We start from the raw sequence: 20071 nt of genomic DNA, 5'->3' as shown, positions 1-20071 counted from the left end.
ATTCTTAAGAGGTTCTATAAAAATTTCTGTAATTTTCCTTATGAACCTGAAGATTTACAATAAGGGAGGTTGGAAAAAGGACCTCAAGAATATTTTGGCCGTGTAGTAGGCTTAAGAACCATTTTAGCTTCCGTTGTTAAAATCACTTCAGCACTTTCCACAGGTTTTCTTATTACAAAAGTGGGTGTTAATAATATTTTTCTGCTATTTGCTTTATTCTTGGTGGCCAGCTTTTTCACAGTAAAAGGGTTAAACAAGGTATATATACCGAACTTATCATAATTTAAGTCCATCATTTGATTGCTTTTTTTTGAAGGACATCATATTTTGTGTGCTAATTATTTTCTTTACTCGATTAAAAAATTTAAGGGAACGCTGGAAAATAGGACTTTGAATAAAGGTGTAAATAAAAGTAGCAAGAAAAACCGGACCGCCTAAAATAAGACCAATGACTAAAACTATACTTTCTACAATAATCCTGGCTTTGCTGATCGATAATCCTGTTTTATCCCCAATCGATAGCATAAAGCCATCACGCGGACCGGCACCAATTCCAGCAGCGACATACATTCCACCACCAATCCCGCTTACTACAATACCGGATAAAAGAATAAGATAATCAACCCAAGTATTTGTTGCTTCTGGGAGGATATCTAGCCAAAGGAAAAAGTCCATGATTGGTCCAATACACAAGGCATTTAAGATTGTTCCTATGCTAATATAGCTTCTGGCAACAAAAAAAGAAATAAAGATTAGAACTAAACCACAAATGACTCCCCAAGATCCAATGGTTAAACCAAAATGCTGATAAAGAGCAACATTTAATACTTCCCATGGATGTAATCCCACATATTTTACTTTTACGGCAATGGCATTGCCTAAGCCAAAAAAGGTTAATCCTAAAAAGAATAAACCGTATTGAAATAACTTCAAAATCCCGTATACCTCCAACGAAAGATAATTCTGAATATTTAAACCCACTCTAAAAATATTAAGGTATCTGTTGAATATTATCAATGGTAAATTTGTTTTATAGAATAATTTTAAAAGCTTACTATAATCAGAAATATGTTAAAATTGTTAAAGTATAAAAAATTAGAGGGGAATGTATATGAATCTCATCGGTTCGGAAAAACTTCAAAAAATGTCAGCTAGTATTTTTCAAGAAGTGGCTGATCGGAAAATGGAGGCAATCAAAAAAGGAAAAGAAGTAATTGATCTTAGTGTAGGAAGTCCGGATTTTCCTCCACCATCCTTTGTTGTGGATGCATTAGTTGAATCTAGTAAAGATACAACAAAATATGGATATACCTTGAAGGGGATAGCGGAATTTAATGATGCCGTAGGCTATTTTTATAAGCAGCGTTATGAAGTCGATATAGATCCTGCAAAAGAAGTGCTGCAGGTGATGGGTTCACAAGACGGTTTAGCTCATTTAGCCACTGCGATTATTAACCCTGGGGATTATGTTTTAGTACCTGATCCTGGATACCCCATTTATGAGGCGAGTGTTAATATTGCTGGAGGTATGATCTATCCAATGCCGTTGCTTGCAGAGAATCGGTTTTTACCAAACCTAAATAAGATTCCTCTAGAAGTTTTACAGAAAACCAAAATGATGATCATTAGTTATCCGGGGAATCCCGTAACCGCACTGGCGGATAAGAATTTTTTTGAAGAGGTTGTCTTATTTGCAAGGACTCATAATATTTTAGTAGTTCATGATTTTGCATATTCGGAATTGATTTTTGATCATCATCCACAGATTACTTTTATGTCAGTCCCTGGTGCAAAAGAGGTTGGAATTGAATTTAATTCGCTGTCTAAGACATTTAATATGGCTGGCTGCCGGATTGGGTATGTTGTGGGAAATGAGCAAGCTATTAGTCTATTAGCAACTTTTAAATCAAATATTGATTATGGTGTATTTTATCCAATCCAGAAAGCGGCTGTAAAAGCACTAACTTCTGATTTTTCATATCTACGTACGCAGGTAAAAGAATATGAACTTCGCAGGGATGTTTTGATTGCGGGGCTTGAAAAAAGCGGCTGGCAGGTCGCAAAGTCACCAGCGACTATGTTTGTGTGGGCAAAAATTCCGACAGGATGGACGTCTCGCCAATTTGCTTTTGAATTAATTGAGCAAGCAGGTGTGGCTGTCATACCTGGTGATGCTTTTGGCGCACTAGGGGAGGGCTATGTTCGCATCGCTTTAGTACAGCCAGCGGAGAGACTCTCCCAGGCAGCAGAACGGATAGAACAATTTTTAGCAGGTAGTCTAATAAAGAAATGAGCATAGATAAGGTAAATGCACCAGTGATGAAGCTTATCACTGGTGCATTTTTATCTTCTATAAACAACTAAGAAAACATATATTTTACTAAAGGCCTTCAGCTCTTGAAGGTCTTTTACTTTGAAAGAGAAAGAGGGATACGGCCATGCCAAGTGAATTACAACATGTAGAATTAGATATCCCGATTGAAGTCATATGGGACTTTATTCGAGATGAAAATAATTGGGCACCGCTTGTACCCGGTTATATCCAACATCAAAAAATTAATGATCGGCAAATTAGCTGGGAGTTTAAAAGCGACCTGGGGATTATGAAAAAAAAGGTCACCTTATTAATTGATATTAAGGAGTGGAACGAACCCAGCAAGGTGAGTTTTGAACTTAGGCGAAAGAACGAAAAGTATCTAGGAGAGGGATACTTTGAAGCAAGAGCATTAAATAGACATAAAACTCTGCTGACAGGCTTTCTTGATATAAATGCAACAGGCCCAATGGGAACGTTGGCAAACACTCTTTTCAATAAGGCTGTAAATCTTTCAGATGAAGAGGTAGCCGCTGCCATCTCTTCAAAGCTCGAAGAATTTTCCAATAAATAAAACAGAGCCGTAGCCCTTCCAATTAGGGGTTGCGGATTTTTTTAAAAATTGTGGTTTTATTATCATATAAGATGGGTAATTACATAATGCAGGTAAATAATCTCTTTTTAAAATTAAGATAATCTTAAGCAACCAATGGTAAGGTTAGTCCAAAATCACTTATTTAAAAAGTGGGAGGATTAACAATGCTAACAAAGATACCAAAAAAAGGCTTGAACGCTGTCCTAATCATCTCGATACTCAGTTTAGGAACTGGTTATAACCTGCCAACGGTCTATGCAGAAGAGACTGTCAGCCAAGTAAGCCAAACATCTAATCAACTCGCAAAATTAGAAATTGAAGGTGTTAAGCTTGATCAGGATTTTTCAGCAGATCTCAATCAATATTCAGCAACAGTAGATAATGATACGGATACCATTCAAATCCTTGTGGAAGGCAGTAATGCCAATTCAATAATCAGCATTAATAATAAAACAGTCACAAGTGATACCGCGGACTCCTACTCATTGCAAACGGGACAAAATATCTTCCTTATATCAGTTAAGGATAGCAGTACGAATCAAGTTAATACCTACACCTTAACTGTAACCAGAAAACAAAATAGCAATAATCTGCTGAAAGATATTAAACTCTCAACAGGAAAACTTTCCACCAATTTTTCTCCATCGGTGACAGAATATAGTGTACAACTACCTAATGCAACACAAACTATCACCGTGCTTCCAACAGCAGTAGAAAAAACGGCAGTAATCGAAGTGAATGGTGCTGATGTCGCAGAGAAAGGTGTCCCTGTCAATATACCAGTAGGAAAATCTGATATTCTTATATCAGTGACTGCAGAAAATGGTTCAAAACTAAGGTATACTATTCATGTGGAACGCCAAGATACATCGTCAGGAAAAGGCACCGCACCGGTACAAGGCACCGTCTCAGGACTAGGTGCTAGCGGTGGTACAGCACAAACAGGAAACAGTGGTTCAGCACAAATTGGAAGCAGTAGTGCAGGGAACAATGGAAGTAGACTCCTACCTCAGGCCGGCAGTTCTTTTTCAGGGCAGACTAATACAACAAACCAAAGTGCATCATCCCAACAGGGAACATTTGGAACCGCTCAAAAAACAAGTAAAGCCACTCTTTCCAAATTAACGGTATCCGAAGGAACTTGGGACAGTTCATTTACTTCAAGCGAGTACACCTACCATGTAGCCGTTTCAAGTGACACGAAGTCTGTTACTATTAATCCAACAGCAAGTTACAGCAGTTCCGAAATTACTATAGAAGGTGGAACGAGTAAAACCATTCAATTAGATGATGATAATAAAACCGTCATTTCTGTAGTCGTCCACTATGACAATGCGGATCGGAAAACATATGTCCTAGTTTTTGATAGAGCAGAAAGTTAATGGGAAATCTATTCAATAAAAGAAAAATAAACCTGTAAACTAACCATCCAGGTTTATTTTTTTTAGAAAAAATAGAATTGCGAGATAAAAAAGTTGAACATGTTTTAAAAAAATATGTTATATTTATATATAAAAAATTTAGTGAATCTTTTGAATTAAGGGGAAGGTGATAGAATGACAACAGAATTGAAAGTAAATGACAGCAGTCTTCCATTGCGTCGAGATGTTAAATTACTGGGTAAAATGCTTGGTGAAATCCTCGTCAATCATGGAGGACCCGAGCTATTGGATAAGGTAGAAAAATTAAGACTCATGTGTAAAACACTTCGTACGCATTTTGACGAAGGAATTTACGAGGAATTAAAGGCAGAAATTTCAAGCCTTGATTCGCCTATACGAAAACAGGTCATCCGTGCATTTTCAATGTATTTTCATCTAATAAATGCTGCGGAGCAAAATCATCGTATTCGAAGACGGAGACAATACCAGATGGAAGAAGGAAATATCGTTCAACCTGCTTCTATTGAGAGTGCTATTCTCACGTTTAAAGAACATGGTGTTAGTGAAGATATCATTCAAAAAGTTTTAAAAACATTGTCTCTGGAGCTTATTATAACTGCCCATCCAACAGAGGCTACAAAGCGCTCTATTCTTGAGATACAGAAACGGATTGCGGCCATTTTGAAAAATCTCGATCATCCTCTTTTAACAGCTAGGGAGCAGAAAAAATTAGAGGATAATCTATTTAACGAGGTAGCAATACTTTGGCAGACAGATGAATTACGTAATCACAAGCCGACCGTTTTGGATGAAGTACGTAATGGACTCTATTATTTTGATCAAACTTTATTTGATGTCCTTCCGGAAATTCATCAGGAAGTAGCAGAGTGCCTTGAAAGATATTACCCGGATACTTCTTGGAATGTCCCTAACTTCCTGCGTTTTGGATCATGGATTGGTGGAGACCGCGATGGTAATCCCAACGTAACAAGTGATGTAACATGGGAGACACTGCAAAGACAACGAAGAGTAGTATTAAAGAAATATAAAAGTGTGTTAGTAGATATCATGAAAAGATACAGCCACTCTACAACAAGGGTGAACGTCGATGAGGAAATTCTTACCTTCCTTGAGGAAAAAGAAGATTTATACCTAACAGATGACAAAAAGTGGCCAAATAAAACAGAAGTTTACCGACGTGTCGTGGCGGTGATAATTGAACGCGTTAAACAGGTAGGTAAATCCGAGATTGGATACAGAACAGCAGATGAATTATTAACAGATTTAAAAATGATTAATAGGAGTCTAAAAAAGCATCATCCTAGTGATCATGAGTTAAGAACAATACAAAAGTTAATCAGACAAGTCCAATTATTTGGCTTCCATTTAGCCACGCTTGATATTAGAAACCATAGCGGTGAACATGAAGCGGCAATCACAGAAATCCTGCGTAAAATAAGGATGACTGATAATTATGCAGAACTTCCTGAACAAGAAAAATTACAGCTATTACAAAATATCCTACTGGATCCTCGTCCACTTTTATTACTGAATGAGGACTATTCACCTGAAACTCAAGAAATGATTAAAGTATTCCAAATGATAAAATCAGCGCATGAGGAATTTGGAAAACGTGCGATCACGGTTTATCTTGTTAGTATGACGAGATCCGCAAGTGACTTGTTAGAAGTGCTTGTTTTAGCAAAAGAAGCAGGACTTTATCGACTTCATGCGGATGGTACACTTGAAAGTCATCTAAATGTAGCACCGCTTTTAGAAACCATTGATGACTTAACAGCGGGTCCAGAAATCATGCAAACCCTTTTTGAAATGCCGATCTACCGTAAGCATCTTCAAATCTTAGGGGACCAGCAGGAAATTATGCTTGGGTATTCCGATGGAAGTAAGGATGGAGGAACCTTAACAGCCAACTGGAAATTGTACAAAGCCCAAATCGAAATTCATGAGTTAGCAAAAAGGTACCAAATTGGTCCTAAGTTTTTCCATGGCCGAGGCGGTTCATTAGGACGCGGCGGCGGTACCTTAAATAAAAGCATCCTGTCCCAACCGGCAGAAACCATTGGTGATGGTGTTAAGATTACCGAGCAAGGGGAGGTCCTATCTTCAAGATACTTGCTTGAAGATATAGCTTATCGCAGCTTGGAGCAGGCAACATCAACCCTTCTTCTTTCAGCGGCCCATGTTTCTCAAAAAGAGCAGGGAACTTTACGTGAAAGTGCTTGGGAAGAAGCGATTGAAGAGATTTCTGGTTATGCTTTATCTAAATATCAATCACTTGTCTTTGGTGACCCGGATTTCCTTACTTACTTTAATCAAGCTACTCCTCTAAAAGAAATCGGAGACTTAAACATTGGTTCAAGACCAATGAGCCGTAAAAATAGAGGCCGCTTCGAGGATTTAAGGGCAATCCCATGGGTTTTTGCATGGACACAAAGCCGTCAGTTAATCCCGGCTTGGTATGCCGCGGGTACAGGTTTAGATAGCTTCGTTTCAGCTAGCAAGGAAAACCTGCAGCTTTTACAGCAGATGTATGCAAAATGGCCATTCTTCCAATCAACCATTGATAATTTAAACATGGCATTAATGAAGGCAGATATTCCAACAGCAAAAGAGTATCTATCACTTGTTGAAGATCCAACCATTGCTGACAGAATATTTACGAATATCCTTGAAGAATACGAGAAGACAAAAGAGGTTCTACTTAAAATTACTGGAGATAGTGAATTACTTGACCATACTCCAAATATTAAAGAATCTGTCTTTAGACGGAATCCTTACGTGGATCCATTAAACTTTTTACAAGTTGAACTAATTAAAGAATTACGGAAGCACGAAGAGACTAATGAAGAACTATTAACCGAAGTTCTCCTTACCATTAGTGGAATTTCTGCAGGACTCCGTAATACAGGCTGATATAAATTCCAAAAAGGTCATAAACTCTTTCAAACAGAGTTTATGACCTTTTTTATTGATTGAAGGTGATTTTGAACGTTTAGTGAATTTTTGTAAAATGAATGGTTATTCATTCATTTTTGCGCAAATTTTGACAATGTTCGACGATTCCGACGTGATATATTTTAGCCAGAAGTATAAAAACTTGGAATAGGATCTTTGTTATTAGTAGATCTATTTTGAGTTTTGTAGGTAATTGACAAATTTTGAGGTGGTTATCATGGCTGTACAAGAAAAAGTAGCTCAAGAAAAGCTGGCAGTAGCTGAGGAAATTGAAAAGCTAGCCAATAATGCAGAAAAGGCTTTAGGTGAGTTTCGCTGCTATACTCAGGAAATAGTCGATAAGATTGTGAAAGACATGGCATTAGCCGCTCTTGAAAACCATAAACAACTAGCAAAACTTGCGATGACTGAAACTAGACGTGGTGTTTATGAAGATAAGGTTTTTAAAAATATGTTTGCAACAGAGTTTATCTACAATAACATTCGGAATATGAAAACAGTTGGAGTTATTAGGGAGGATGAGAATGAGGGAATGGTCGAGATTGCAGAGCCGGTAGGAGTGATCGCTGGTGTCATCCCAATAACAAATCCTACATCTACAGTAATCTTTAAATCATTAATTTCACTCAAAACTCGAAATCCGGTTATTTTTGCCTTCCCACAATATGGCCAAAAATGCTGTACTGAGACCGCAAAAATACTTAGAGAGGCAGCAATTAAAGCTGGCGCACCGGAGAATTGTATTCAGTGGATTGAATCTCCTTCACATGAAGCCTTTCAAACTTTGATGAAGCATCCAAAGGTTTCCCTTATCCTCGCAACGGGCGGCCCCAACTTGGTAAAGGCAGCTTATAGCTCAGGAAAGCCAGCCCTTGGTGTAGGTGCCGGGAATGTCCCTTGTTATATTGAAAAAACAGCCAATATCAAACGTTCTGTTAACGATGTTATTCTATCCAAAACCTTTGATAATGGAATGATTTGTGCTTCAGAACAAGCCTTGATAATTGATCAAGAAATCTATCATGAAGTAAAGCAAGAATTTATTGCTAATAATTGCTATTTTTTAAATTTAGAAGAACGAAAAATGCTAGAAAAGGCAGTCATTTTTGAAAAAACGGGTACTATTAATAATTTAATTGTGGGACTCCCTGCTGCTATGATTGCCAAGCTTGCAGGAATCAAGGTACCTGTTAATACGAAAATTTTAATTGTGGAGCTAGAGAAAGTAGGACCGAATGAGCCGTTATCCTGTGAAAAGTTAAGCCCAATTCTAGCGTGCTACAAGGTTAATAGTTTTGCTGAGGGATTACAAATTGCAGAAGAGACATTAGAATACGGCGGACTAGGACATTCTGCAGCCATTCATACTTCAAAACAAGACTTAGTAGATATCTTCTCGCTGCGGCTGAAGGCCGGACGAATTATGGTTAATACGCCATCCACACATGGTGCCATCGGTGATATTTATAATACCTCTTTACCGTCCTTAACCATCGGATGCGGAACCTATGGAGGAAACTCGGTGTCACAGAATGTCGGTGCTCAAAACCTCCTTAATATAAAAAAAGTTGCCACAAGAAGGACGTTTACCCAGTGGTTTAAAGTGCCATCACAGGTTTTCTTTGAGAGAAACTCTATTCAAACATTAGCCGCTATTCCAGGTATCACTAAAGCATTTATTGTTACAAGTGGGAGTTCATTGAGGAATGGCTATGTCGATAAAGTCTTATATTACTTAAGGAAGAATCAAAATAATATTCATTTTGAAATCTATTCGAATATTGAGCCCGAGCCAAGTATTGAAACGGTTATGGATGGAGCAGAAAGAATGATAAAGTTTCAGCCTGATTGCATTATTGCCCTTGGCGGAGGATCAGTAATGGATGCGGCCAAAGCAATGTGGCTCTTCTATGAACATCCTGAAACTGATTTTCGGGGCTTAACACAAAAATTCTTTGATCCGACAAAACGTGTCGTTAAATTTCCGGTCATGCGGACTAAAGCAAAATTTGTAGCCATTCCAACTACTTCCGGCACAGGATCAGAGGTTACAGCCTTCTCTGTTATCACCGATAAAAAAGCTAATATAAAGTATCCAATTGCTGATTTCCAATTAACACCTGATGTGGCGATTGTAGATTCGCAGTTTGTCATGACTGTTCCAACCGATGTTACTGCTGATACGGGTATGGATGTTTTGACACATGCTATTGAGGCCTATGTTTCAGTTTTAGCAAATGATTATACAGATGGACTTGCACTAAAGGCTATTCAGCTGGTATTTCAATATTTACCTAGAGCCTATCGAGATGGCAGTGATGAACTGGCGCGAGAAAAAATGCATAATGCTTCAACAATCGCTGGTATGGCTTTTGCAAACTCATTCTTAGGGATAAACCATAGCCTTGCTCATGCGTTAGGAGCTGAGTTTAATATATCCCACGGACGTGCGAATGCTATTTTGTTACCACATGTGATTCGATATAATGCCTCCAAACCAAATAAATTCATGACTTATCCTAAATATGAACACTTTATTGCGGATGAGCGCTATGCGGAGATTGCTAGAATGCTTGGCCTCCCTGCACATACTATAGAGGAAGGAATTAATAGTTTAGTTAAGGCAGTGATTGCCCTAGCACAAGAGCTGGATATACCAATGAGCATTCAATGCAATGGTGTTAAAAAGGAAGAATTTGAAACCAAGCTGGCTCACCTTGCCGAAACCGCTTTCGATGATCAAGATACCATTGCAAATCCAAAGCAGCCATTTATCAGTGAACTTGCTGAAATCTATCAACAGGCCTATATAGGAGTGTAATGCTCTAATCATTCAGAATATGGATTCGATAAAAATTTGAAAGGACGAGTAGAAAATGGCTGATAAAAAAGAATTTAATATTGAGTCAGAGCAAGAAGAAAACATGGTCGAGGGGTCTGAAGTTAAGAACGAACATGTATCAGTTGAAACCTCTTTGAAAAAAGGTGAATCCGAGGATCAGCTTTCGAGCTTAGATTTGCTTTGGAGAAATGCATTCGGTGAGTTAGATGAATGGGAGAAGCGTGCAGATCAACGGGATGCCATTTTCTTTAAAGCGGCAAAGCAATTTGCAGACAGTATCCAGCGTAATCAGGGAAATCTGATAGAACTTGGGGCACAATTTTATCAAGAATTTTCAACATGGGAAAAAACTGCTAGAGAGGAATTTTTGATGTCTACCACAAGCCTGCAGCATTTCTTCCCGCTAAAGTCCTATGAAGATATCAATACACAAATTGACCAAATACAGGAAAAAACCTTAACCCTTTTTTCAGCACCATGCCAACCGATTGTCAATACATTCTCTACGGATAAATTTCTAGAGATGATTGAACAGTATATCACACTTAGGAAGAGAGGCAGACAACAATATATTAAAACTATCAAACAAGCTGGTAGTTTGATTTATGAAAATCAAAAAGGGTTTGTTAATCTATTTGCCAAGCAGATTAAAACAATAATGTTCCCGCTAAATAAGTACTTGGAAAAATCAGAAGAACTTACAAAAAATTAAACGAGGGGCGATTTAAGTATGACAAAAGATAAATCATATGAACCATTTGAAGGAATTAAACGAATTAGCGGAATGTGGGAAAGGCAGCTCAATGGTTTGTTATACATAATGAGCGATAACAATGAATTCGTCAAGCTTTTAAAGGCTGGAACAGATAGTCATGCTCGTTATTTGGAATTCCTTGGAAAAAAGCAGGAACTAATGGCAGGTATGATGAACATGCCAACGAAAAAAGATGTCGCTAATGTAGCAAAATTATCAATCCAAGCCGAGGGAAAAATAGATACATTGGAAGAACAAATTTGGAATCTACAAGATAGTATTGGATTGGCAAATAAAGAAACGCTAGAGATGTTCCAAGAGATGGCTAATGTGGTTAAACAATTGAAGAATGATTTTCACACAATCGAAGTAAACCAAGCTGCTGAGATGTCAGCTGTTCAATTGGAACTAAAGGAATTAAAGCAAGAGCTTAGCCAATTAACTGATATTAAGGCAGAACTTTCGAACATGAGGAATTTTTTTCAAAAAGGGAAAGTCAAAGATACGAATGAAGACCTAGTGCTTGCGGTTGCCGGCACACCCGAATCATAATGGAAGGAGCAAAAAAGATGAGTGCATCTTTCAGAAATTTTATCCCTATGCTTCATCTAGATAAGGAAAAAGTAAGATGGGATCAGATCAACAAAGTCCTAACTGAAACTAAGCCTGATATTGTACCAACGCCAAGGGAGATTATATGGAAAAAGAATAAATCTACTTTATATTATCATCCTGCTAAAGAAAAAAAATATGAGATTCCGCTGTTTTTGGTCTATTCATTATTGAATAAGCCATATATTTTAGACATCGGGGAAGGAAGCAGTGTTGTCGGCGGTCTTACTGAGCGCGGCTATGATGTTTACTTCCTCGATTGGGGATCTCCTGGTTATGAGGATAGTGATATTACCTTAGATAATTATATTTTTGATTACTTGGAAAATGCTGTTAAAAGGGCATTACGTCACTCTGGTGCCAAGGAAATTTCCATGGTTGGTTATTGTTTAGGTGGTACAATATCAGCGATATTTACTTCTATTACAAAACTGCCAATTAAGAATCTAGTTCTTGCCACTGTACCAATTGACTTTAGCATTGGGATTGTCCCTGACAAATGGTTAAAGGGACTTCAAAATGGGATAATTAACTTTGATCACTTCTCCGATGTTTATGGTGTCATTCCTTCCGAATATTTATATTTAATGTTTAGAGGACTTTCACCGGTTTATGTAAGTCCATGGGTCAATTTGATTACACGTGCTCATGATGAAGAATACGTAAAAAAGTGGCGCCGAATGGATAAATGGACAAAGGACACTGCCTCTTTCTCAGGTGCTGCTTTTAAGCAAATGTTTAATGACCTTTATAAAGATAATAAACTATTAAAGGGCGAGCTAATTATTGGAGGCAGGAAAGTTGATTTGAAAAATATTACATGTCCTGTCTTTGTATTCTCGACTTCAAGAGACACGCTAATATTAGAGGAGCAGAGCCTTCCAGTTATGGATATGATTTCAAGTGAAGATAAAACTTATGAAGTCTTTGAAGGAGGCCATGTTTCTTTGGCCCTTACCGGCAAGTTTGCTGTGTTTGCTGATAATTGGTTAAAAACACGTTCCAATAAAATAAAGAAAGTAACAGTCTAGTACTGCAGTCTCTAAATAAAAATAACGGGAAGACGGGGGGCCGTTTCTTCCCGTTTATATAGCTTAAACAGCAGTTCTATGTTGATTGAGGAATCTTCTCAGCTGTTGGTTGAACCGGTCCTTTGCCTCAAGTTTGGCAAGATGACCGGTATTTCTCATAATAACAAATTCAGAGTGAGGAATTAATCGGTGCATACAGGCTTGAATCCAAACAGGTAAAACAGAGTCATATTGGCCGCCGATAATGAGAGTGGGAATTTTAATTAAGGGTAATAAAGAACGGTTATTAACCTCGAGACAAGTTTTTAAGGATTTAAGGAAGATGAGATGTTTTGGGCGGAAAGAATGGCTAAACGTATCTATCATGTTTTTATTCCAAGAGTAAAGGGCTATATGAGCAAGGTATTCCGTTTGTTTTCCTGCTGCCCTAACATACTCAAACTTTTCTCGTCGATTGTTAAATAATAATTGTTTTAATATCTTAGGAAAATAGTGGAAAGTACTAACAAGTGTGAGTGAACGGCAGAGGTTTGGAGCCTGGTGGTAGATTTCCTGCGCAACGGCTCCACCCATTGACAGACCAAGTATGTGGGCATTTTCGATTTCTAGTTCTTTTAATAAACCAATTATGTCTTGGGCAAAGTTGGGAATAGAAATCCCATCTGTTTTTGTACAATCCCCATGCCCACGTAAATCAGGGATGACTAATTCAAATTCATCAGCTAATTCATATTGGTTACTCCAACCTTCTTTGACTTCTCCAAGACCATGGATGAGCACAAGGGGATCTCCTTTTCCAAAATACAAGTAAGGCACACCTGATTTACTAATTCTAGCTTTTTCCATATTACACCACCTCTTCCATTTTAAATAAGTGTATAACCAGCGTAGGAAAGTTGTAAACAGCCAAATATCAATTTAATATATATTTATTTTTATTATTGCCAAATATAACCCATAGGTGTAAAATACATATAGGTGAGGTGATAAAGATATGGTGAACCAAGATAACCAATCAGTTAATCCATCTAAAAATTTTGTACTTCCATTTATTTTATTGCTTCTAAGCAAAGTATCACTTCATGGCTATGAACTTAGCCAAAAGTTGGAGGCATTCGGATTTAAGACTCTTGATCAAGGAAATTTATACCGAATGTTAAGACAACTAGAAAAAGATGAACTTGTTTCATCTGAATGGGATACAACAGGCAGCGGGCCGGCAAAGAGAAGGTATTCAATTACAAAAGCTGGGATTACATACTTAAAAGGATACGCCAACCAACTTGAAACGTATCAGTCCATCTTAGATCAATTCTTCAAGATGTATTCTAGTTTTCTGGAGCTCTACATTCCTTCGTTTCATAAGAAGGATCCAATAGAGAAAGTTACTAATACTAGGAGGAGGAAAAATGATGGTACAGAAGAAAAATGAAACGGTTCCTGCTGAAGAAGTAGTAGAATCGATACCAGTAAGTTCATTTGTTACTACATTTTGGAATCAATATGAACAAGCAAGTGAGCGTGCAAGGCATCTTAGAGAAGATCGGGAGGATGCTTATATTAACACAGTAAGGGAAGTTATTAATTTTAATAAGCAGTACCGTAAGTCCCTTGCCAATTTATATGAGCAAGCAAAAAAGACAAACCAAGATATGGTTTCTGAAATGATGAATCAATTTAATTTTGAAAAAGTAAAGGAAGACATCCCTTCAGAAGACCGTGAAGAGCTTAAAACCCAATTTAAAGAAGTAACAGGACAGATGGAAAAATTGGCGTTAACGCCAGTTCGCTCCTTTTTCCATATTATCGACCAATTGGAAGACAGTTTTGAAAAGAACACGGAATCCAGTATAGCATACAGCCGTGGAAGTAGAAATGCTTGGTTGGAAGTTCGTAAGGAATATGTAAAAAAAGCCCGTAATACACAATTAGATCTAGTAGAGCGCAGTAAAAACAGTTTTAATGAGCTCGTAAAATCTCGCTGATTTTCAAAGATAAACAGGGGAAATAACAGCCTTGTTTTACAATAATATCCTTTATCAAATAAAAACCCACAATCTCTTCCTATTTAAATAGAAGATTGTGGGTTTTTATTTACATAAATATATTTGAACAATTTATTAAAATTTTGTTTTGAAATAAAAATGTAATATTTTTATAACGTATTAGATGCGCGGAGATGCTATACTTCTAATTAGAAGAAAATAGGATAATATTGGGAGTAATTGAGTGGATAGACTTGCATAATAAAAATTTAATCATAATCACGCTACATAAGATTTTTTCATATTTGTTCGAAAATTCACTACAGTCTTCAAGAGTCGATTTATTAAACTGAGTCTATTTGAAAATTGAAGAAGGCGGGAACATAAATGAAAAAGAGATTTACTGCAATAAGTACTTCAATCATATGGGTGGCTGGCATGATTTTTTCCCTTCCGGCTGTTCAAGCGGAAACAATTAATACTAAGGGAGTTCAAGAGCAGCGTGCAGGAATTCAGTCCGAGATATTAAAAGCAGATCAGGAAATCATACAAGTCCAAGATGAAATAACTAAACTAACTGAGCAAATCGAAAGAGTAGAACAAGCCATTATTGATAATAACAACATGATTGCTCAAACTGAATTAAAAGTTCAGGCATCAGAAAAGGAAGTATTTGGACTAGAGCGGGAAATAAACGTCATACAGGATAGAATTAATAAACGAAACAAAATACTTAAAAAACGTGCCGTAACCTTACAAGAAAATGGGGGAAAAGTTAAATATATTGATGTGATTTTGGGCTCCTCAAGCTTTGATGACTTTGTTGGGCGACTTCATGCAGTGGCTGCGATAGTTCAAGCTGACCAAGACTTAGTTAAACAATATGAAGAGGACCAGAATACTGCTATTTTAAAACAAGCTTCTGTAGAAAAAAGGCTAAGAGATTTAAAAGAAATGAAAATAGAGCTTGAAGGCATGCAGGCACAAATTTTAGAGCAAAAAGAAGAAAACGATGCCTTAAAAGAAGAATTAAAACAAATAGAAAAACAAAAACTCTCTCATAAGGCGGTGTTGCAGGAGAAAGATTTGACGCTTGCAACGAAAGAGGCAGAACTGAACACTTCGACTCCCACTTCGACTACCTCAAATTCAGCTCCATTAAATGTAATCATCCCAACAACCTCAAATGCAGCAATTAACACTGTCATTCAAGCTGGAGAAAAGTATATTGGAAATTCTGTCTATGTTTTTGGGGGTGGGAGAAATGACTATGACGTTGAACATGGAAGGTTTGATTGTTCAGGTTTTGTTGCATGGGCTTTTGCACAAGCTGGCATTAAAGTGGGGGCCCATACGGATTTATTGAAAAATACAGGCAAAAGGGTCACGTTTGGTGAAGCACGGCCTGGTGATCTTGTCTTCTTTGATACTTATAAAATTGATGGGCATGTGGGAATTTATCTCGGTGGTGGTCTATTCATTGGATCCCAGAGTAGAACAGGCATTGCGATTGCGGATTTGACACATGGCTACTATTTACAAAAGTTTAATGGACGAGTGATGAGAATAATTGATAACTAGAACATTCATATAATCATAGAAAGGGCAGCTCTTTTTGGGAGCTGTCCTTTTTAATCTTTGGCTGTGTTAAAGGTAATTGTTGATTTTGTAACGTTGTTGATTGGAGCGGAAAGCGAAGCGCCTGGAGTGGAAGTCAACATCCAAGTCTAACACAGCCTAATCTTTAAGAAAATCCGGATAGTCACTAATGATCCCTTCTACACGTAAATGTTTCAGAAGATTTACTTCGTTCCTTCTTCGGACCGTCCATATAAAAGTTTTAAACCCATGTTGATGAATTTTGCTAATAAGCCTTTGGTTTACCATCGTTATTTTAGGGTTCACAAATGAGACGTAGCTTGAAAAGGAAAGTAATTCTTTAGTAGAAATTCCTTTTCCAGTGATTTTTTTTAGTAATACTCCTATTTGGATGGAAGGTATTAATTGATGAAATCGTTTTAAACATTGCTGATCAAATGATTGTACAATCACTTGGGGACCTTCATGATGAGTAAGGTCTCTTTTTATTAGTTCATCTGCTATTTTTTCTTCAATCCCTGGGTATAGGTTAGGATTTTTAATTTCCAATAATATTCCGACCTTACCAGCAAACTCGTCTAAAACCTCACAAAATGAAGGGACTTTTTCACCGCAAAATTTGGGATCAAACCAGCTTCCTGCATCCAGTGTTTGAATTTCTTTAAGTGTAAAATCCCGTACTTTTCCTTTTCCATTTGTCGTTCGATTGACAGTAGCATCATGAATGACGACCAACTCACTATCTTTTGTCATTTGGACATCCAATTCAAGATAATCGACACCCAAAAGCAGCGCTTTATGAAAGGAAGCAAAGGTGTTTTCAGGGCTGTATCCGGCAGCTCCTCGGTGGCCGATTTTTATTGGAGAATGATGTTGGTAAGCGCATTTTGTTCCTATTTCTTTTCGTATGAACGATGTATAAATCGATCTCAAAATGGTTTTAGGAAATTTCAAAACGATATACCCCCGTTGCCTTATTGTGAACATGGTAAGAAAATCAAAGCTAATTGTCAACTGTGTATTTGTCTAGAGATTTTAATTATATTTATGGACAAATATATGGAATGGAAACAAGGATATGTAAAAATAATGGGCTTATTCAATAAGCCTAATATGGATATTTGTCTATCGCACATCGATAACTAGGTGAATAGGATATATGGAAATCGATAAAGGAGGTAATGTAAATGTCTGGTGCAGTAGGTGGCTATGGCGGCGGATTTGCCCTGCTAGTCGTTTTATTCATTTTATTAATTATTATTGGAGCTTCTTGGTGTCGACCTTGGTATTAATATAAAAGGGAGGAACTAAAATGTTTGGATATGGATATGGTGGTTACGGCTACGGTGGCTGTGGCTATGGATGTGGATTTGGCGGCGGATTTGCGTTAATCGTCGTATTATTTATCCTATTAATTATTGTAGGTGCTGCTTGCTTTAGATGGTAGTCTTGACTTAAAGTGCCTTAAACAGTGGTGATTAGGCAGCGGATAGCCTGTATCATAGTGACTAAGGTACTTCGAGTGTTAATTGGATATGTAACTAGGGAACCCGCTTGGTTAATCCAGCGGGTTATCTAGTGTAATCTGTTTATTATTTTTCCATTTCTCAAATTCATTAAGTTCTTTTGATAATTTCTTTAATGTAAAACCTATCACAGCAGCATCATCAAAAATGCCAAGCCCAATAATAAAATCAGGTATTAGATCAAACGGGGAAACAAAATACAGCAGGGCGCCAATAATGGTAACGATGGTACTAGGATGAACATTCTTATACTCGCCTTTAGTGTAAGCTTTAACTAAATCAACAAATAACTGCAGCTTTTCCCAGGCATCCCCGAGATGGCCTTTCCTTACTGTTGCTTTGCTGACTACATTTTGGAGTAAATCTTTTATTTTTTGAGGATTCCCGATGAATTCCTTGGCCTTATTTATATATTTATGCTGCTCTTTTTCAAGTAATTTATTATTGTTGTACATAGGGTTCACGTCCTTTAACGGAATTCAAGCTTAGTTTACCACCAAAATAAGAATTCATTAGATATTTACCCTAATATCACAATAGAAAAACCAGGTGCAGTGAGTGCACCTGGTTTTTCTAGGCTAAGACGAGTTGTTCCGCGCTATTTGATGCAACTGAAACAATTTCTTCCACTTCAGATCCTTCTAATGTTTCTTTCTTTAATAATGCATCAACTAATTGTTGATACTGATGTTGATGGTTCTTAATCAAAGTTTCTGCTTTTTCTATTCCATTTACAAACAGTTCCTGCATCTTGATCTCTTTATCTTGTTTGTTAAAAGTAAGTGTAAACCCATCTTGCAGCATACCAGTGTCGACCATTTGCTCAATAAGTTGTTTTGCTTGCTGAACGTCGCCGCTAACCCCGATGCTATGTTCACCAAGGTACATTCTTTCTGCCACACCACCGGCTAGTACCATTGCAACACGATCAAGCAGGTCACTGGTTGTGGATAAATGCAGCTCTTTCGGAATCGGTGCTACATAACCCAGGGCCTCACCCCGAGGGATAATCGTCGCTTTTCTAACTGACCCTGGTTTGGTTAAAGAGGCTACGATCGCATGACCGGCTTCATGGATAGCCACTCTGCGTTTTGTTTCAAGATCCTTTAGAGAACGGGACGTGCTTCCTAATATTGTTCTGTCAAGAGCATAATCAAGGTCCTTCTTAGTGATCATATCTTGTCCATTTCTAACGGCTCGTCTAGAGGCTGTTTCAAAAAGAGACTGAAGCTCTGCTCCTGAAAATCCGGAGGTACTTTCTGCCAAGTCATCAAGAGTTGCAAACACATCTTCTGCAAGAGCTTTTCCTTTCGTATGGATCTCGATGATTTCTCTTCTTCCTTTCGTATCAGGTAGTGATACATGGAAGGAGAAGTCAATTCGTCCAGGACGAAGGAATGCATCATCAAGCATGTCTTTTCTATTTGTCGCGGCAATAAACAAAATACCTTCATTAGAATGGCCGCCGTCAAGCTGAACCAGAAGTTCAGTTAAAGTTTTTTCTGCTTCTTCACCACCATGGGCTTTACGTTTACCTGCAAGTGCATCTACTTCATCAATAAAGATAACAGCGGGTGCTTGTTTACGAGCTGCTTGAAATAAGGAACGAACACGACTTGCTCCAACCCCGACAAACAGTTCATTAAATGCAGAACCGCTAGCAGAGAAAAAAGCAGCATTTAATTCTCGTGCAATAGCTTGAGCTAATAATGTTTTACCGGTTCCTGGCGGCCCGTATAAAAGAATCCCTTTTGGAGGCTTAATACCAAGCTTGATGGCCCGCTCCGGTTCTTTTAGGGTAGATAATGTTTGTAAGATCTCCTCTTTCATTTCTTCTCCAAGTCCACCTACATCATCTAATGAAATAGATGGGAGGGGTCTTGATTTTGCGACACTGTTTTTCATGGAATTATGGAGGCCGAAGCCGCCCTTTGTTTTTTGTAGGGCAATAGCTGCTCCAGCAAGTAAAACAAGCACGCCGCCCATTATCCACTTGCCATAACGGCTGCTTGTAGTATAGGAGTAATCAATATTGTACTTTTCGACAAGCTTTTCAATCACTTGGCTATTTGGAGGAATATGGGATACATATTCGGTTTGGCCTGCCTTCATATATAAGCTTCCATCAGCATGTTCAGTCAGCGTAATAACTTTTCCGTTTTGCGCCTGAATGGTTTTCTCAACGGAAGAGAATGGAATCGCAATTTCATTATGAGAAGTTTGGATGTACCAAACAATACCTGCTATAACTATAATAAGCGCTGTAACCAGCGGAATAAACTTTGAAACTATCTTTTTACTTTCATTCAATTCTCTTCATCTCCTCTAACAGAGTTATATAAACTATTATAATTGAACTTCCAGAAAAATGGATGTGGGAATCGGTGGAAGAAAGAATTTTTTTTGAAAAAGTTGTTTTTAAAAAAACACACTCCCCTGAATAGGATCGTGTGTA

19 protein-coding genes are annotated in these 20071 nt (G+C 37.7%); 14 read left to right on the top strand and 5 right to left on the bottom strand.

Annotated elements, in window-relative coordinates:
• The first annotated feature begins 69 nt into the window (after nucleotides 1-69).
• Nucleotides 70-282, top strand: coding sequence for a hypothetical protein (locus CVD27_RS16690; protein ID WP_101649032.1), 213 nt, complete (start codon nucleotides 70-72; stop codon nucleotides 280-282).
• On the opposite strand, the gene CVD27_RS16685 is transcribed toward CVD27_RS16690, so the two are convergent.
• Nucleotides 277-933 carry a YczE/YyaS/YitT family protein gene (locus CVD27_RS16685; RefSeq protein ID WP_374703080.1) on the bottom strand — a complete coding sequence of 219 codons (657 nt, stop codon included), beginning with the start codon at nucleotides 931-933 and terminating at the stop codon, nucleotides 277-279. The genes CVD27_RS16690 and CVD27_RS16685 overlap by 6 nt on opposite strands.
• 178 nt (nucleotides 934-1111) lie before the next feature.
• Between CVD27_RS16685 and CVD27_RS16680 the strand changes: the two genes are divergently transcribed.
• From CVD27_RS16680 to CVD27_RS16645, 8 genes are all read left to right on the top strand, one after another.
• Complete coding sequence (locus CVD27_RS16680) at nucleotides 1112-2293, top strand: LL-diaminopimelate aminotransferase (protein ID WP_101649031.1); 1182 nt, start codon at nucleotides 1112-1114, stop codon at nucleotides 2291-2293.
• 145 nt (nucleotides 2294-2438) lie between these two features.
• Nucleotides 2439-2888 (top strand): CoxG family protein, encoded by a 450-nt coding sequence (locus CVD27_RS16675; protein ID WP_101649030.1) that lies wholly within the window; start codon nucleotides 2439-2441, stop codon nucleotides 2886-2888.
• Between the two features lie 185 nt (nucleotides 2889-3073).
• On the top strand, nucleotides 3074-4291 hold the full coding sequence (locus CVD27_RS16670) for a cadherin-like beta sandwich domain-containing protein (protein ID WP_101649029.1): 1218 nt from the start codon (nucleotides 3074-3076) through the stop codon (nucleotides 4289-4291).
• A gap of 174 nt (nucleotides 4292-4465) precedes the next feature.
• Nucleotides 4466-7225 carry a phosphoenolpyruvate carboxylase gene (gene ppc, locus CVD27_RS16665; protein WP_101649028.1) on the top strand — a complete coding sequence of 920 codons (2760 nt, stop codon included), beginning with the start codon at nucleotides 4466-4468 and terminating at the stop codon, nucleotides 7223-7225.
• Nucleotides 7226-7475: 250 nt separating this feature from the next.
• On the top strand, nucleotides 7476-10088 hold the full coding sequence (gene adhE, locus CVD27_RS16660) for a bifunctional acetaldehyde-CoA/alcohol dehydrogenase (protein WP_308301804.1): 2613 nt from the start codon (nucleotides 7476-7478) through the stop codon (nucleotides 10086-10088).
• Nucleotides 10089-10143: 55 nt separating this feature from the next.
• Nucleotides 10144-10821, top strand: a complete 678-nt coding sequence (locus CVD27_RS16655; RefSeq protein ID WP_180960326.1) for a hypothetical protein — start codon at nucleotides 10144-10146, stop codon at nucleotides 10819-10821.
• 18 nt (nucleotides 10822-10839) lie between these two features.
• Complete coding sequence (locus CVD27_RS16650; RefSeq protein WP_101649026.1) at nucleotides 10840-11415, top strand: hypothetical protein; 576 nt, start codon at nucleotides 10840-10842, stop codon at nucleotides 11413-11415.
• 17 nt (nucleotides 11416-11432) lie between these two features.
• Nucleotides 11433-12506, top strand: coding sequence for an alpha/beta fold hydrolase (locus CVD27_RS16645; RefSeq protein WP_101649025.1), 1074 nt, complete (start codon nucleotides 11433-11435; stop codon nucleotides 12504-12506).
• Nucleotides 12507-12569: 63 nt separating this feature from the next.
• Here CVD27_RS16645 and CVD27_RS16640 read toward each other — a convergent pair whose 3' ends face one another.
• Entirely contained in the window at nucleotides 12570-13352 is a 783-nt protein-coding gene (locus tag CVD27_RS16640; protein WP_101649024.1) for an alpha/beta fold hydrolase, read from the bottom strand.
• Nucleotides 13353-13500: 148 nt separating this feature from the next.
• On the opposite strand from CVD27_RS16640, the gene phaQ reads away from it, so the two are divergent.
• The 3 genes from phaQ (at nucleotide 13501) to CVD27_RS16625 (ending at nucleotide 16072) form a co-directional block, all read left to right on the top strand.
• Nucleotides 13501-13938: a poly-beta-hydroxybutyrate-responsive repressor gene (phaQ, locus tag CVD27_RS16635; protein ID WP_101649023.1), complete on the top strand. Its 438-nt coding sequence runs from the start codon at nucleotides 13501-13503 to the stop codon at nucleotides 13936-13938.
• Nucleotides 13916-14491, top strand: coding sequence for a hypothetical protein (locus CVD27_RS16630; RefSeq protein WP_101649022.1), 576 nt, complete (start codon nucleotides 13916-13918; stop codon nucleotides 14489-14491). Before phaQ ends, CVD27_RS16630 begins: the two co-directional genes overlap by 23 nt.
• 387 nt (nucleotides 14492-14878) lie before the next feature.
• Nucleotides 14879-16072: a C40 family peptidase gene (locus CVD27_RS16625; protein ID WP_101649021.1), complete on the top strand. Its 1194-nt coding sequence runs from the start codon at nucleotides 14879-14881 to the stop codon at nucleotides 16070-16072.
• Between the two features lie 156 nt (nucleotides 16073-16228).
• On the opposite strand, the gene CVD27_RS16620 is transcribed toward CVD27_RS16625, so the two are convergent.
• Nucleotides 16229-17044, bottom strand: a complete 816-nt coding sequence (locus CVD27_RS16620; RefSeq protein ID WP_180960325.1) for a glycerophosphodiester phosphodiesterase — start codon at nucleotides 17042-17044, stop codon at nucleotides 16229-16231.
• 233 nt (nucleotides 17045-17277) lie between these two features.
• On the opposite strand from CVD27_RS16620, the gene CVD27_RS16615 reads away from it, so the two are divergent.
• Together CVD27_RS16615 and CVD27_RS16610 are read left to right on the top strand one after the other, a co-directional pair.
• Nucleotides 17278-17382, top strand: a complete 105-nt coding sequence (locus tag CVD27_RS16615) for a YjcZ family sporulation protein (protein WP_101649019.1) — start codon at nucleotides 17278-17280, stop codon at nucleotides 17380-17382.
• 20 nt (nucleotides 17383-17402) lie between these two features.
• On the top strand, nucleotides 17403-17537 hold the full coding sequence (locus CVD27_RS16610) for a YjcZ family sporulation protein (protein WP_101649018.1): 135 nt from the start codon (nucleotides 17403-17405) through the stop codon (nucleotides 17535-17537).
• A gap of 111 nt (nucleotides 17538-17648) precedes the next feature.
• On the opposite strand, the gene CVD27_RS16605 is transcribed toward CVD27_RS16610, so the two are convergent.
• Nucleotides 17649-18071 (bottom strand): YkvA family protein, encoded by a 423-nt coding sequence (locus CVD27_RS16605; protein ID WP_101649017.1) that lies wholly within the window; start codon nucleotides 18069-18071, stop codon nucleotides 17649-17651.
• A gap of 118 nt (nucleotides 18072-18189) precedes the next feature.
• On the bottom strand, nucleotides 18190-19926 hold the full coding sequence (locus tag CVD27_RS16600; protein WP_101649016.1) for an AAA family ATPase: 1737 nt from the start codon (nucleotides 19924-19926) through the stop codon (nucleotides 18190-18192).
• Between the last annotated feature and the right edge of the window lie 145 nt (nucleotides 19927-20071).

The organism is Neobacillus cucumis (assembly GCF_002860255.1).
Taxonomy (GTDB): Bacteria; Bacillota; Bacilli; order Bacillales; family Cytobacillaceae; genus Neobacillus; species Neobacillus cucumis_A.
The sequence above is the reverse complement of the archived record's forward strand: the minus strand, read 5'-3'. Positions and strand labels throughout refer to the sequence as shown.